The organism is Bacillus sp. ISL-77 (genome assembly GCF_018613105.1).
This window is the reverse complement of record NZ_JAGGQY010000013.1, coordinates 121,010-135,729: the sequence shown is the minus strand read 5'-3', so window position 1 is coordinate 135,729 and position 14,720 is coordinate 121,010. Positions and strand designations below refer to the sequence as shown.

The 14,720-nt window shown below is 36.6% G+C and carries 12 protein-coding genes, 1 pseudogene and 1 riboswitch; of the genes and pseudogenes, 11 read left to right on the top strand and 2 right to left on the bottom strand.

Features of this window, described 5'->3' with window-relative positions; translation table 11 throughout:
• Nucleotides 1-168: 168 nt before the first annotated feature.
• Complete coding sequence (locus J7E77_RS05400; protein ID WP_214712979.1) at nucleotides 169-723, bottom strand: MerR family transcriptional regulator; 555 nt, start codon at nucleotides 721-723, stop codon at nucleotides 169-171.
• A 161-nt stretch (nucleotides 724-884) separates the two neighbouring features.
• Here J7E77_RS05400 and J7E77_RS05395 point away from each other — a divergent pair.
• The 9 genes and pseudogenes from J7E77_RS05395 to J7E77_RS05355 all read left to right on the top strand — a co-directional run.
• Nucleotides 885-1,031 (top strand): annotated as a pseudogene (locus J7E77_RS05395) (cell division protein FtsZ); the annotation flags it as partial.
• A 79-nt stretch (nucleotides 1,032-1,110) separates the two neighbouring features.
• On the top strand, nucleotides 1,111-1,923 hold the full coding sequence (locus J7E77_RS05390) for a DUF2935 domain-containing protein (RefSeq protein ID WP_214712978.1): 813 nt from the start codon (nucleotides 1,111-1,113) through the stop codon (nucleotides 1,921-1,923).
• A 515-nt stretch (nucleotides 1,924-2,438) separates the two neighbouring features.
• A riboswitch (glycine riboswitch) is annotated at nucleotides 2,439-2,519 on the top strand.
• Between the two features lie 164 nt (nucleotides 2,520-2,683).
• The gene (locus J7E77_RS05385) at nucleotides 2,684-4,048 is read left to right on the top strand and encodes an amino acid permease (RefSeq protein WP_214712977.1); all 1,365 of its coding nucleotides are present in this window, start codon (nucleotides 2,684-2,686) and stop codon (nucleotides 4,046-4,048) included.
• A gap of 234 nt (nucleotides 4,049-4,282) precedes the next feature.
• Nucleotides 4,283-5,500: an MFS transporter gene (locus tag J7E77_RS05380; protein WP_214712976.1), complete on the top strand. Its 1,218-nt coding sequence runs from the start codon at nucleotides 4,283-4,285 to the stop codon at nucleotides 5,498-5,500.
• A gap of 233 nt (nucleotides 5,501-5,733) precedes the next feature.
• The gene (locus J7E77_RS05375; protein WP_168243107.1) at nucleotides 5,734-6,105 is read left to right on the top strand and encodes a hypothetical protein; all 372 of its coding nucleotides are present in this window, start codon (nucleotides 5,734-5,736) and stop codon (nucleotides 6,103-6,105) included.
• 276 nt (nucleotides 6,106-6,381) lie between these two features.
• Complete coding sequence (locus tag J7E77_RS05370) at nucleotides 6,382-7,341, top strand: aldolase catalytic domain-containing protein (RefSeq protein ID WP_088086728.1); 960 nt, start codon at nucleotides 6,382-6,384, stop codon at nucleotides 7,339-7,341.
• 240 nt (nucleotides 7,342-7,581) lie between these two features.
• Nucleotides 7,582-8,769 carry a processed acidic surface protein gene (locus tag J7E77_RS05365; protein WP_214712975.1) on the top strand — a complete coding sequence of 396 codons (1,188 nt, stop codon included), beginning with the start codon at nucleotides 7,582-7,584 and terminating at the stop codon, nucleotides 8,767-8,769.
• Between the two features lie 3 nt (nucleotides 8,770-8,772).
• Nucleotides 8,773-9,411: a class D sortase gene (locus J7E77_RS05360; RefSeq protein WP_214712974.1), complete on the top strand. Its 639-nt coding sequence runs from the start codon at nucleotides 8,773-8,775 to the stop codon at nucleotides 9,409-9,411.
• 203 nt (nucleotides 9,412-9,614) lie between these two features.
• Nucleotides 9,615-11,996, top strand: coding sequence for a polyprenyl synthetase family protein (locus tag J7E77_RS05355; protein ID WP_214712973.1), 2,382 nt, complete (start codon nucleotides 9,615-9,617; stop codon nucleotides 11,994-11,996).
• Nucleotides 11,997-12,028: 32 nt separating this feature from the next.
• Here J7E77_RS05355 and J7E77_RS05350 read toward each other — a convergent pair whose 3' ends face one another.
• Entirely contained in the window at nucleotides 12,029-12,370 is a 342-nt protein-coding gene (locus tag J7E77_RS05350) for a helix-turn-helix domain-containing protein (protein WP_214712972.1), read from the bottom strand.
• Between the two features lie 180 nt (nucleotides 12,371-12,550).
• Here J7E77_RS05350 and J7E77_RS05345 point away from each other — a divergent pair, with 180 nt between their 5' ends.
• Together J7E77_RS05345 and J7E77_RS05340 are read left to right on the top strand one after the other, a co-directional pair.
• Entirely contained in the window at nucleotides 12,551-13,546 is a 996-nt protein-coding gene (locus J7E77_RS05345; RefSeq protein ID WP_214712971.1) for an asparaginase, read from the top strand.
• A 246-nt stretch (nucleotides 13,547-13,792) separates the two neighbouring features.
• Nucleotides 13,793-14,590, top strand: coding sequence for a hypothetical protein (locus J7E77_RS05340; protein WP_214712970.1), 798 nt, complete (start codon nucleotides 13,793-13,795; stop codon nucleotides 14,588-14,590).
• Nucleotides 14,591-14,720: the final 130 nt, after the last annotated feature.

The following is a 14,720-nucleotide window of genomic DNA, read 5'->3' as shown; positions in this document are numbered from 1 at the left end:
ATTTTTTACACTTCAATACTTAAGTCATTATAAACAAGGTATATTGAAAAAGTTGTCGATATTCCTCATTTTAAATGAACTGTTAACTTCTTTTAATAAAAGAAAAAAATTTTCATTGTTTGACTTATGTTTGTAAAAAAAGCCATGCTATTCTAAGCACGGCTTTTCTCATTTCCACCATTTCCACCATTTCCTTTGCTCGGCGACTGCGATTTGCTTTCTGGTTTCTTCCTCAATCATTTTACTTCGTTCCTTCTCCATTTGCTCCATACGTTCTACATACTTCAAAATTAGATTAATCTTCTCTTCTTGCCTAGCTTCCCGTACTGCCTTCTCCTTCAAATGTTTGATTAAATCTAAGTTTACTTGATCCAAATGTTCTATACGATCCAATAGCTCTTTAGTGTTAGTATTTTGCTCAATATCCCCCTCATTAGTTGTCTGTAACGGCACCACTTCCGTAAAGGTTACCGTTTTATATTCTACAGAGTTCCATGTCATCACTGCCTCGGCTGAACGTTCCATCGTCATACCCTCTTGCTTACTGAATTCGATTAATTTGCGGAGAGTGATAACATCTTTATCTATATAGGTTCTATGTCCTCTATTATTACGCTGAACTTGATACCCATGTCCTTCTAAGAGAATGGCATACTTCCGTAATGTACTACCATCAATTCCAAGCAATTCCTGTACGTCACTAGGTGAATATATTATCGTCATAACACTACACCTCCAATTTAACACTTCTATAAAACGCTGAGAATTCCTTTTTTTATTAGAATTTTTTCTGAATGAAGTATAGGTAATGCACTATATGGAAGGATACGGCTATAAAAGTAAGGATGTCAGACATCATTCAGTGAGAATGAGAGTCGAAAATTAATTTAAGTCTTTTTGAAGTACAGGAAGCAGCCGATATAGTTGCTTCTGCTTCTCATGAGGAATTAAATATGATCTTTGGTTCGGTCATTAACGAAAACTTAGATGAAGAAATTATCGTAACTGTCTTTGCCACTGGATTCACTGAGCATGTCATTGGTCATAAGAAGCAAATAAGAAGAATAAACATCAAAATAGTGTGGGGATTTCTTACTGGGAGGAATAAACATGAACGATGTCTTTGCGAGAACAGCAAAATTTGAACACCGTTTTTGGCTCCAAATATTAGGTGATCATTCGAGGCTTATTTTCGAAGCTCTTGCACCCGTTCAAAAAGAGGAAATTGAGAAGGCATCATCTTTTATTCGAGTTTTTGACAAACTTCTGGAGCGTGCAAATTCCTCAGATTTAGTGCCATTAACAATTGAAGCTGAAACAGAGGTTATAAGATTACGGGAATTTAAATTGGACTTATTAAGAAAACATCTGATAGGGAAAATAAAAATTCACCTTTCGCCAACCTTTATTAATCATATGGTCAATGAATTAGAGGAATACTTAAGAATTTTAATACACCTAAAAGCAGGGGAAGCTCCTCCTGTTTACCATGAACTACATCATCATCTTTTATGGTTATTAGATGCTGCGGGTCATTCAGAGGCAATTTCCTCTAATTTAGATAGTGTTGAAAAGAAACTCATTGAGAAAAGTAATACATTTAGGAAGAACTTTGAAGATTTTTACCTGAAATCAGTTGAACTAGCAGGATATTTAAGAACTAATTTGACCTCGTTCCCTGCTTTGTTAAAAATGAATTCAGACAGCCAGTTAGAAATAAAATTATTTCAAAATTTTCTACATGAAATAGAAGAACTCAGACTAAGTAAGCAAGCATTAGGAACATTCGCCCCCCTAATGGCGGATCATATGTACCGTGAAGAATGTTATTATCTTATGAAATTAGCAGAATCGGCAAATCTTGACTCACCCAATTGTGATCCTGCTAAACCTCGACTTAAGGAATATTTTAATGAGAAATAAAAGGGAAACACAACCACAACCAATGATCGGTCAAGCATGGACTGGTAGACATGTGATCTTGCTTCACTGTACAAACAATAATCAATTAATAAATCTTTATAAAAGTTTCCATGCTCCGTTTGAGCCTCCACGTCAAAATTGTGCAGAAACTTTGTCGCAATTACTGAGTATCGGATATCGTGTTATGGCGATTACGCCCATATCAGCAAATCATATTCAATATTTTTTGGTACTAGGAGATTAAAGATGCAGAATCCACGAATGCGATAAAAATGAACCCAATCCTTTGCAGTGGGTTCATTTTTTGTTTCTCCATTAATCTAGATTCTCCGAAATTAATTATTGACAAAGTGATTGAATACTACTAAAATTAGAAATTATTTAACAATAATTTAGTTTGTGAGATAAGAAGTAATAATGCATAACTTTTTTTAGCGGGGGATTTTGAACCATTTGTTCTTCTACATAAATTAAATACTAAGCAAGCTATGATTGCTATGGATCAAACTATAGCAGGAGCAGCTTCTGGAGAGACCGCAGGAAATCTGCGGCGCCGAAGGGTTCACAATCTCAGGCAAAAGGACAGAAGAGTACGAGTTTTATTTGTTATTCTGACAAAAGAGTAATGGATATTATTTGTTATTCTTATGACCGAAGAGATTGGAGAAATTCCAATCTCTTTTTTCATGGAGTTTAACCATTTGTTCATATCTTCACAAAGTGAACAAAGGAAATTATTACTAATGAGGGGGCAAATGAAGTGGTACAACAAGAATTAAAACGAGATTTAAAAAATCGGCACGTACAACTGATTGCGATTGGAGGTACGATTGGTACAGGTTTATTCCTAGGTTCAGGAAAAGCCATTCAGTTAGCAGGTCCATCTATCATTATTGCATACTTAATCGTGGGTATCGCATGTTTTTTTGTAATGAGGGCATTAGGAGAGCTTCTTTTATCAAATAAGGGCTATCAATCATTTACGGACTTCGCCGAGGATTATATTGGACCGTGGGCTGGTTATGTAACTGGATGGACGTATTGGTTTTGTTGGATTATGACAGCAATGGCTGATATTATTGCTGTTGGTGTATATGTACAATATTGGTTCGATATCCCACAATGGATGCCTGCTATAGTCTGTTTAATTCTATTATTGGGACTAAATTTATTAACAGTAAAGCTATTTGGAGAATTAGAGTTTTGGTTTGCTTTAATTAAAGTGATCACCATTCTTGCTTTAATCATCATAGGGGTCATTTTGTTAATTATTGGATTTCAAACAGATTCAGGAACGGTTACAGTAAAAAATCTATGGAGCCATGGTGGTCTTTTCCCAAATGGAATATCAGGTTTCTTACTTTCTTTTCAAATGGTTGTATTTGCATTTGTAGGTGTTGAATTAGTAGGTGTATCAGCAGCCGAAACATCCAATCCACAAAAAAATATCCCATCTGCAATAAATAAAATACCTTTAAGAATACTGTTTTTCTATGTGGGAGCCCTTATTATCCTTTTATGCATCAATCCATGGACGCAACTGAATGCAGGAAACAGTCCTTTTGTAAAAACGTTTAGTTTAGTTGGTATTCCGATTGCTGCAGGAATTATTAATTTTGTCGTCTTAACATCAGCTGCGTCTGCCTGTAACAGTGGATTGTTTTCAACGAGCCGCATATTATTTAATTTAAGTAATCATCAACAGGGACCAGCGAATTTTGCTAAATTAAATAAAAATCATGTACCGAGTAACGCATTATTTATATCTGCACTTGTTCTTTCCGTCGGAGCTCTTTTAAGTAAGCTGATTCCAGAACAAGCCTTTGGTATCGTGACAACGATTAGTGCGATTTGTTTTATTTGGGTTTGGAGCATTATCTTAATTTGTCATCTGCGATATAAGAAATCACGCCCCGATTTACATGAAAAGTCGATTTTTAAAGCACCGTTTACACCATTTATTAATTATCTTGTTCTCACGTTATTTGCATTTATTCTCATTATTATGCTATTTGCAGAATCAACTCGTGTCGCTTTATTAATGACACCATTATGGTTCATTCTTTTATTCATAGTGTATTCATTTAAAAGGACAAAGGGAAAAAATATTAGAATATCTGCGTAAAGTAGAATTCTTGCAATATAATAAAAATATTGTCACATGATATGTATCGTGTTACTATTAGATGAAATTAAATTCCTTTAATTTGGTCCAGAGAGGCCAAAAAGGCAAAAGTAAACTTCATTATACTAATTATGTATATGAATGCCCTTTTGTCCTTTGGATGAAAGGGCATTTTATTTTTGCCCATTATCTTTTAATCAAAGTCCTGTGAGGCTTGAAAGGAGAACGACAAAAATGGATTATCGTAAAAAAACAGTAGTTGCATCAGTAGCAGGTTTAACATTAGAGGGCATGGATATCATGTTTATCTCCTTTGCGATGTCGATGATTATTGCAGAGTTTCATATTGACATGGTTGCTGGAGGTCTTATTTCTTCGATTACCAATTTAGGTATGCTCGCTGGAGGAATCATTTTCGGTATCTTAGCAGATAAATTTGGGAGAGTTAAAATATTTACCTATACGATTCTACTATTTGCTATCGGAACGGCGTTAACTGGTTTAGCCGTAAATATTGGACAAGTATACATCTTTAGGTTTATTGCCGGCTTAGGCGCAGGTGGGGAATACGGAATTGGTATGGCGCTTGTGGCTGAAGCATGGCCAAAGAATAAACAAGGACGCGCTTCTTCTTATGTTAGCATCGGTGCACAATACGGTGTGATTCTGGCTGCTCTTCTTAGTGCCATGATCCTGCCTGCTTGGGGATGGAGAGGATTGTTTTTCATCGGATTGGTTCCGGTTATATTCGCCTTTATCGTCCGAAAAAAATTAGACGAATCACCCGTGTGGCTTGCATCACAAAAGAAAAAACAACTTGTGCCAAAGCAAGGGAATTTAAAGCAATTGTTTGCTACTCCAAGAACTTCAGTTACGACGATTGCTTTAGCTATTATGGCAACGGTCCAAATTGCAGGTTATAATGGCTTGATGATTTGGCTGCCATCCATGCTTCAACAATCCCAGGGATTATCAGTTTCAAACTCGGCTCTTTGGACGATTAGTACAGCTGCGGGAATGATTGCAGGTATGTTAACTTTTGGACAGTTTATGGATCGACTTGGAATGAAGCGGTCATTCGGAATCTTCTTATTCGCTTCCGCAATCGCAGTCTTTTTATACTCCTTTGCGTCAGGAAGTGCGGGTCTTTTAATCGGCGGTGCGATTGTAGGATTCTTCTCGAATGGAATGTTTGCTGGTTACGGTGCATTAATAAGCAATTACTATCCAGTAGAAATTCGCAGTACAGCAACCAATACTATCTTTAACTTCGGTAGAGCATTAGGGGGATTATCTCCTATTTTAGTAGGATATATCCTGCAGCATGCTAATGTTACGATTGCAATGGGATATCTTGCTGTACTCTACTGTATCTCCTTTATAGCAATGGTTAGTTTGAAAAAAAGAAAAGATAATCAAGATCAAAACATTACTTTATCTAAAGCAGTGTGAATTGACTCTTATAGCATCTTCATAAAATAATAAAATCTAAACTAAATTGAGGCTGCAAATCAAATTGGATTTGTGCCTCTTTTTTATGGAGATTGTTCGCTAATTTTTCCTGATTCTTTAATTCTAAGGCCTCTTTTTCGTGATAAATAGTATTGTTGGTGTCATTATAACGTCCCCAAACATACACTCTTCTTAAAGATGGGTTGGAAATTAGACGTTGAGGAGAGGACAAATTGAACTTCGAGATGCAAAAAGCGAATATGTTGGCTGAAAATATCAAGGGTTTTATAAAATATGTTCAGAAAAGCCATGAAAATAAAAACAGCTTTAGGTTTAATCCGGATAAATTGTTTCAAATAAAACTCCTGATTGAGGAGTTTAAGTTTCAAATACTTGCAGATGAACTTTTAAGAATCAATAAGTTTTCTTGGGATGAAAAGTACACGTATTATTTAGTTGATCAATTTATAGAAGGAATCGAGATTATTGATGAATACATCCATAATAACTACAATGATTTATTTCTCTTAACGGCTAGAGTTTACACATTAAAGGATCTCAGTCAATCATTTAGCAGGCAGGGAAAACTGTATCATTGGTCCTAAGATTTCCTTTTTTTAACTAAGGCATTGGTATTAATAAAGCCAATGCCTTTTCATTTCGTCAAATAGGAATTAATGTAACCATACCCGTACAAAATACAGGAACAAAAGTGAAGGGTATTTATGCTATTATTATTTGATTATAAGAATTTTCAGGAAATAGGTTGACACATTCGGACAAACCATGATATAAACACAATAAGAAATTTTTAGTAATTAAAAGCATAAAAGTATGAAATAATATGAGAAAAGTGGAATAAACAGGGGGAAATGACGATCATGGAAACTCGTAGCAAAATTTTAGACTGTACCATTCGTGATGGAGGATTAGTTAACAATTGGGATTTCAGTGTCGAATTTGTTCAAGACTTGTATAACGGCCTAAGTGAAGCGGGTGTTGAATACATGGAGATTGGCTATAAAAATTCTCCAAAGCTTCTTAAAGCGACTGAGCCCAATCCATGGCGATTTCTTGATGATAACTTCCTGAAAGAAATTATCCCTGTCAAAAAGTTCACGAAGCTATCGGCTTTAGTCGATATTGGGCGTGTAGATCCCAATGATATTCTACCTCGTGAACAAAGTGTTTTAGATATGATTCGAGTAGCGTGCTATATCCGTGAAGTAGATAAGGGCTTAGAACTTGTCCAAATGTTCCATGATTTGGGATATGAGACGTCACTGAACATTATGGCATTATCAAGTGTTCCTGAACAACAGCTGATCAAAGCTTTTGAATTGGTGAAGGAAAGCCCTGTAGATGTGGTCTATATCGTTGATTCCTTTGGAAGCTTAGACCCTGTAGATATTGAGCACCAAGTGAAAAAGTTCAAAGCGTTGATCCCTAACAAACAGCTTGGAATTCACACACATAACAATATGCAGTTAGCTTTTGCCAATACATTAACTGCGATGCGAAATGGGGTTACATATCTCGATTCGTCTGTATATGGCATGGGTCGGGCAGCAGGTAACTGTAACACAGAACTTCTTGTTAGCTACATCCAAAAATCAAGCTATGAGATTAAGCCAGTTCTTGGAGTCATTGAGAAGCACATGCTAGAAATGCGTGAAAAGTGGGAGTGGGGCTTTATCATTCCTTATATGATTTCAGGTGTTCTTAATGAACATCCACGTGTTGCCATGGCATACCGTGATAGTGCTGAACGTGATCAATTCGTAGATTTTTATGACAAGGTAACATCACCTGAAAGTACAGTGGCTACAACTTTAAAATAGGTTAAATTACTTAAAGCACCTCTATATTTGAGGTGTTTTTTTATCTTTACTAATTATATATGAGGGCAAATCTCGCATTACATAAAATTTGCTTTTTCAACAAAAAAACAACCTACTCTTCTTTTTTGATCATTCCCTCTATCAAATTGTCAAAATTCTTATTAAAATCCCTATTTCCAGTTTCTTGGTTATCGTTTATACTATTCTAGAAATTATAAAAAATTATTGGGGGAAAATTTTTTGAAGCGTCTATTGTCCGTTTTACTAGCTGTAACTCTTACTCTTGGGTTGATACCTATCACTGCTTTTGCACAGATTGATTCTCAGGACCAGGAGTTTCAAAACTTTTTACAAGAAATCGGTATGTCGGAAGATGAATTTTTAACATATTTGGAGGATATACACGACTTTACCCTGGCAGACTTTGATTCAGTCTCAGAATTAAAGGATTATCTGGGACCACTTGTTGACGAAAGCAATTTACAAGATTTGCTCGATGAGTTCGAATTAACGAAACAAGAACTCGAAGATATGCTTGCTGAAAATAGCACTTCCTTGGATGAGTACATTTTTTACGACGACCTTTACTTTGACGTTTATGAATTTCAATACCAGGAGGAATTAACCCCGATTACAGATGAAAGCCTCCAGCAGCTTCTTGATGATTATGAGTTTGAATCAAAAGAAGAACTTGAAAAGTTTTTAAATAAATACGATGATTCGATTGAAAACTACGAAAACATTGAAGAGCTTGAAGCTACAGTAGCAGTACTGGTCTCTCAGGAAGGAAAAGACGAAATAATCAACATTCTCGATAAGTTTGGCTTATCGCTTGATGAGTCCAAAAAGCTTGCAAATTACTCCATGAACATTTTTGAAGACCCGAATACCAATGTGGAGGATTTCTACACAAAATTAGAAGATATCGCGAATCGTCTAATGGCATTCCGTGAATTCGACAGTTCTGATGATCTGTCCGCGGATGAAATTGCAGAAATACTGGATGTTTGGAATGATCTGCTTAATCTTTTCGAATTGAAAATGGAATTTTATTTAACCAAAGATGGAAAAACAATGCCTCTTTTAGTGGAATCTCTTTTAAAAATGGATTCTACAAATGGTGCGGATTTAAAGATTAAAATCTTCTCGAAAGACGGAGAGTTTCTTGCTGATATGGTGATCACAGCTGAAATGTTCGGTTCAGATTTCTTGGATGAAACTGGTGAAAACCTGAAGCAAACAGAACAAGTCGCAAAAGAGGTTTCCAAAGTAGCTACAAAGCTTCCTGAGAAAGCACTAAAAAGGACAGTCAAAGGCGGCAAATTGCCAAACACCGCTTCAGACTATCTGCCCAATGCATTAGGCGGCCTTGCCATCGCAGCTGCTGGCATAATTCTGTTCAGAAGAATGAAAGTAAAAGGGATTTAATAAATGAAAAAGGAAAAAAAAGGGGGAACTAGGCAGCTGGTTCTTCTTTCCCTATCAATCGGGATTGTCATTTTTGGATTATGGTTCAGTGGAACAAATGCTTTTAAATTTATAAAAGGGTATTTGTTATTTAAATCCGCTCAAGCCAACTCTGAACAGGTTGAAGTGAAAAAGACTGAATCTAAAAAGCCCGGCGCCATTAATGCTGGAGACTCTCTATATTCCGAAATTCCGAAAAAAGGGGAAATAATCGGTGAGCTGTTTATTCCGAAATTAAGGGCAACGCTTCCCATTTATCACGGTACAGATGAGGATGAACTAGAAAAAGGGGTCGGCCATTTTGCAGGAAGTGTCCTTCCCGGGGAAAAAGATAACTCGGTGCTATCTGGACATCGCGATACGGTCTTTCGCAGACTTGGCAGTGTCGGAAAAGGAGATCTTTTAATTGTTTCCACTTCAGCTGGCAAATTTACGTACAAGGTCAGGAAGGTTCGGATTGTCGATGCCGTCGATCGAACCGTCATTGTTCCTAAACCACGTGCTACATTAACTGTGACAACATGTTATCCGTTCAATTTTATCGGAAATGCCCAGCAGCGTTATATCCTTGTGGGGAGTTTAATAAAAAGTGAGAAAAAGTAAAGCTGGTGTAGGGGCTCCCCCCTGCAACAGCTTTACTTTTTTTAGTTAAAATTACTATGCTCCCAAAATTTTAATATATTTACATATTACATTGTTAAACCAAACAACTTTAAATATAATGGGAATAGTTGGATAGTTGAAAAAATAAAAAAGAATTTGAATTATATTGCAAATTATTTATAAGACAACCTTAAGAAGAGGTAATGTACAGTATGAATGAGGAGTTAATAAAAAATGCAAATGCAAGCTATCAGTTAGCTGAGCAGGAGGCTGCTCATTATTTTAAATCACTTTTTGATCAGGTTATGCAAAAGACCTTTGTCCCTACATTAACGAAAGATATTCAATCTTGGAAACACAACCATATTCATCACACTTCGATATTATCCTTTTTTTCACGTCGAAAGGGAAAACCTGATAATCGAGCATATCACAATTATATCCGATGGCTCAATTACACCGGCAAACTTGATAATTACTTGGATCGCAGCATCTCCTATATTTTCATGCGGGACCTAGGCAAAGCTCTGGACTCAACTGAGACACAGAATAGGGTAAGGCGTGTCGTTGACAGTTTAAAAAATCACCTAATTCAGTCTACCGCAACAAACCTTAGTGTCAATTCTGAGACGTTTAGCATGGCCGGGTTGTACCGAATCGCCCAGAAAGAAGGCATCGAATCCACGATGATCTGGTTGCTAAACAAATTAAAGACTGTATCCTCCAATATTCCAACGGGAATGGATGCTGAGAATGCTCAGCGAAAGCTCATTAAAATTATTGCTGGGGTAATTATGCATGAGGTGGAAGAGATGGGCGATGAGGTATCGCCTGAAGAAAGAAGGCAGAAACTTGATGGTGCTATTAGGCTAGGCTATTGCTATGGTTTGACCTATCCATTTATTGACGATCTTCTCGATGCCAAAGTCTTATCTGCCAATGAGGAAAAACAATATTCCGATTTAATTCGTACCACCCTTATCACAGGAACTGTGCCGGAATTGGGTGAGTGGACGGGGAATAACGTAAACCTAATCCGATTTATTCATTCAGAACTCCGCGATGCCTTTGAGTATATTAAATCTCACTTGCGTCTAGACACCCGCAAAAAATTTTTCGAGCAGGCCTATGTGTTTTTTAATTCACAGGAAGTGGACCGTGTAAAGGATCTATCCAACGCAAATTACTCGAATGAAGAGTTATACATTCCGGTCATTTTAAAATCCTCTTCTTCCCGATTGATTGTCCGCTCAGTTATTAGTGCTCCGGAGGATAAAGGCTTTGACACCCGAACATTCTTTTATGGCATATACAACCAGCTTGCGGATGATTTTGCAGATATGTATGAAGACTTGAAGGAGGGCAGGGTAACCCCCTATACCTATTATCTGAAATATCATGATAAGCGAATCGATCTTATCAATCCCTTTGAATTATACTGGACGGTCATCTCCAATTTGATCCATAAGGTGTATCACTCAGATCACAAGGCCTGTGAGGTGATTCTTGATCGTGCTATAAATGGTCTTAAGAGATTTAAAGAACGAATGGGAACTGAAAAATACAACGAAGTTATGAAACTATTTTTTTCAGGAGTTCCAAAGTTTAATCATGTGATTCAAAATATGGTTCGGGAAGCTGATGATGTCGATTTCTTTGATAAACTACTTCGTGACCATATGATTACCACTCTGAAAAATGAACGGAAAGAGCGGGAAGGGTTTTTAGACACTGTTGAAACTGTTCGTAAGGAGATCAACCACATCTTAAAAATCCCTAAAATCGAAGAAGTTGAGCCAATAATTGATGCTGCCAATTACAGTCTGGAAGGTGACGGGAAGCGATTGAGGCCAATAATGACCTGGGTCATGGGCGTTAACGAATATGGACTAAATAAGTCTGCAATCATGCCACTTCTGAAATCATTGGAATATATGCATACCGCATCCTTAATCTTCGATGATTTGCCATCACAGGATAATGCCTCTACCCGTCGGGGGCGTCAAGCTCTACATTCGGTTTATAACGTTGCTATAGCAGAATTAACTGGCCTGTTTCTGACCCAAAAGGCAATAGAAGAACAAGCATCTCTTGATCAATTCGATTCGAAAGCGGTGCTTAACTTGATCCAATACTCGGCTCAAATGACAGCTGTTATGTGTAAGGGACAGGCAATGGATTTGGATTCTAAAGGGAAACAATTGACACTGGAACAATTGAATTTGATGTGTTTTTATAAAACCGGAATAGCATTTGAAGCTTCCCTGATCATGCCTGCAATCCTTGCTCATGCAAAGGAGTACGAAATGGAAGCTTTGAAAAAATTCGCCCAACATGCTGGTATTGCGTTTCAGATAAAAGATGACCTGCTTGATGTGGAAGGAGATCTGATCTTACTCGGAAAACCGATTGGCAAAGATGCTGAAAACAACAGTTCTACTTTTGTGTCAATCCTAGGTCAGGATGGTGCTAGAAAAGAGATGTGGGAACATTACTGTCTTGCAATGGAAGCGTTGCACGAGATGCCACGCAATATTACTTTTTTGAAGCATTTATTAAATTATATAGTTAACCGCGATCATTAATCGTTTGTCATATTGTTATATTTAGAAGATGTTTAAACCATTGTTTGTTTTACTTGACGTTTTGTCCTGGTAAAAGCAATAAAATCACAAAGTTCTTCTTCAGTTAATGGAGTACCATCGAGATAAATTAAACTGTTACCCGACTGTAATACGCAGTTTAATTCAACCTTTATTTTTTCTTCGTCGACCCGATTTAAGAGAAAATCAACTGTTGTATCAAATAGTTCGGCCATTTGAGATAAAGCATGTAAAGAAGGCTCTCTATACCCTGATTCATAGCCTGCATAGGTACTTTTGGCAATGCCCAGCTGATCGGCTGTTTCCTGCATTGACCACTTTTTAAGTTTTCTAAGGTTTACTAATCGTTTTAACACTCTCGTTCCCTTCCCCCATGTTTGTTTGCTTGATTATATCATAGAAAAAATCGATTAAAAAGAAATATATACGCGAAATGAAAACAATGATTGATTTTATTATCATAATAGCTTTATAATCAGTTATATTCATTCGCAAAACGCGTACGGGCAGAAATAAAAGTAAAGCGGGGGATAAGGATGAAAAAAATATTATTACTTGCAACAGGGGGAACAATTGCATCGGTGGAGGGCAATGAAGGGCTAGTTCCTGGCATGTCTCCTGAAGAATTACTCCGATATAGCCTGAATGTATCAGAATCAATAAAGGTAACGTGCAAAATTCTTATGAATAGAGATAGCACAAATATGCAACCAGAACATTGGGTTATGATGGCAAATGCAATAGCCGATAATTACACTATGTATGATGGATTTGTCATTACACATGGTACTGATACATTAGCCTATACTTCCTCAGCGTTATCCTATATGCTGCAGGGGTTACAAAAACCTGTTGTTGTAACTGGATCCCAAGTTCCAATTAGCTTTAGTCGAACCGATGCCGTAAAAAATGTTGCGGATTCAATTCGATTTGCTTGTGAAGATATTGGTGGCGTTTTTGTTGTCTTTGATGGACGAGTTATTATTGGAACCCGTGCAGTCAAAATTAGAACGAAAAGTTATGATGCTTTTGAGAGTATTAACCATCCTTATGTTGCATATATAACTGGGAACGATGTTAATTACTATTTCAAACCAAAGTTGGTGCAGCAAGAATTAAGTGTAGATACACGTATTTCTCCAGATGTATTTGTTTTAAAATTGTTTCCAGGAACGAAGCCTGAAGTATTTGATTTTGTGAAATCTTGCTATCGAGGTGTCATTATTGAAAGTTTTGGCAATGGGGGGCTTCCGTTTGAGGAACGGAACTTATTACCCAAGATTAAAGAATTAACTGAGGCTGGTATAGCCGTTATCATAACTACTCAATGCTTAGAGGAAGGGGAAGACCTTTATCTCTATGAGGTTGGAAGAAAGGCAGCACAATATAATATCACACTATCAGGTGATATGAACACCGAAGCTATTGTTTCCAAGCTAATGTGGGCGCTTGGAAAAACAAATGATAGTATAGAGGTAAAGACACTCATGGAAACCCCCATTGCGTGGGATTTAACAACTGATTACGAATAAATAGATTGAAGACCGTTTAATTATTTGAACGGTCTTCTTGCAATAAATGGCTGTTTGTATGTATCTATTACTTCCTTTTAGTAGAATCAGCATCCCCAAATTCAACTAGGAAATTGGTACTGAAAGCGTCCTTGCTCACTCAAATTCTATTCTCTAGAGGACTTCTATTATAGTCTTTTTTATCCATTCACTTTATATATTTACTCCTATAGTATAAATAATAAATGCAAGGAAAGAAGGAAGATCGTGAACACGGATCAAGCTTTTGATTTGTTAATGGAAGCAGGAGTCACAGAAGATACTAGTATTCAAACGGTTAGACGGTGGCTCCGTGAAAGAAAGATTAACTACGAGGGAACAGGACAACGGGATTCAGGATACATAATTGATAATTCAGATCAAGTTTTTAACATGTTAAAGGATGCAGGTGTAACCGATAGCATCGCATTTCAAATTGTTCGTCGCTTGCTGCGTGAAGGTAAGATTCAAACCGTGGGGACTGGAAATCGGAAAACAAATAACCAGCAAAATGAAATTGATTCAAAGCAATTTATAATTAGTCCGTCAGATCAAGAAAAGGTCGTCCACCAATTGAAAATAAGAATAAAAGCACAGGATGAACATATAAAAGGGATTGAACATCTACATAAGACGTCCGTAACCAATTTAATTAAGCAAAGAGATATTTTACATAAAGAAATTGCCAACCTAAAGAATGAGAAAAGTGAATTACAAAAGGAAACCAAGAAATTACTTAAAGAAAATATTGATTTAACTAATGAATTGTTAAAATTAAAAGAAGAACTTTTTAAAGGAAACAAAAGAGGCACTGATAAGACACATGACATTCCTCCTGTTTCTCCTAAATCGAATGATTATCGTCAAAAATTAGGCCTTTCAAAAATGGCGAGCGATAAAGAAGTCTTAACCAGGTATAAAAAATTATTAAAATTAACCCATCCAGATCACGGCGGTAATGCAATAGCCTTTCATTTCATTAAAACCGACTATGATTATTTTAGAAATAGTATCAAAATGAAATAAGTTCAAAGGATTTATAGCTTTAGTCGCCAATAACCCTAGTGGCGACTTTTTTGCTTGGCTAAAAGTTCAGAAAGAAGGAAAATTAAATAATAATTCATAAAGAAGGAAGAATGAAAAGAGGACTATTCGC

Coding starts and splice junctions, on each gene's coding strand:
- J7E77_RS05390 (WP_214712978.1), top strand. CDS start 1,111: ATGAACGATGTCTTTGCGAGAACAGCAAAATTTGAACACCGTTTTTGG.
- J7E77_RS05400 (WP_214712979.1), bottom strand. CDS start 723: ATGACGATAATATATTCACCTAGTGACGTACAGGAATTGCTTGGAATT.
- J7E77_RS05355 (WP_214712973.1), top strand. CDS start 9,615: ATGTACAGTATGAATGAGGAGTTAATAAAAAATGCAAATGCAAGCTAT.
- J7E77_RS05380 (WP_214712976.1), top strand. CDS start 4,283: ATGGATTATCGTAAAAAAACAGTAGTTGCATCAGTAGCAGGTTTAACA.
- J7E77_RS05345 (WP_214712971.1), top strand. CDS start 12,551: ATGAAAAAAATATTATTACTTGCAACAGGGGGAACAATTGCATCGGTG.
- J7E77_RS05370 (WP_088086728.1), top strand. CDS start 6,382: ATGGAAACTCGTAGCAAAATTTTAGACTGTACCATTCGTGATGGAGGA.
- J7E77_RS05360 (WP_214712974.1), top strand. CDS start 8,773: ATGAAAAAGGAAAAAAAAGGGGGAACTAGGCAGCTGGTTCTTCTTTCC.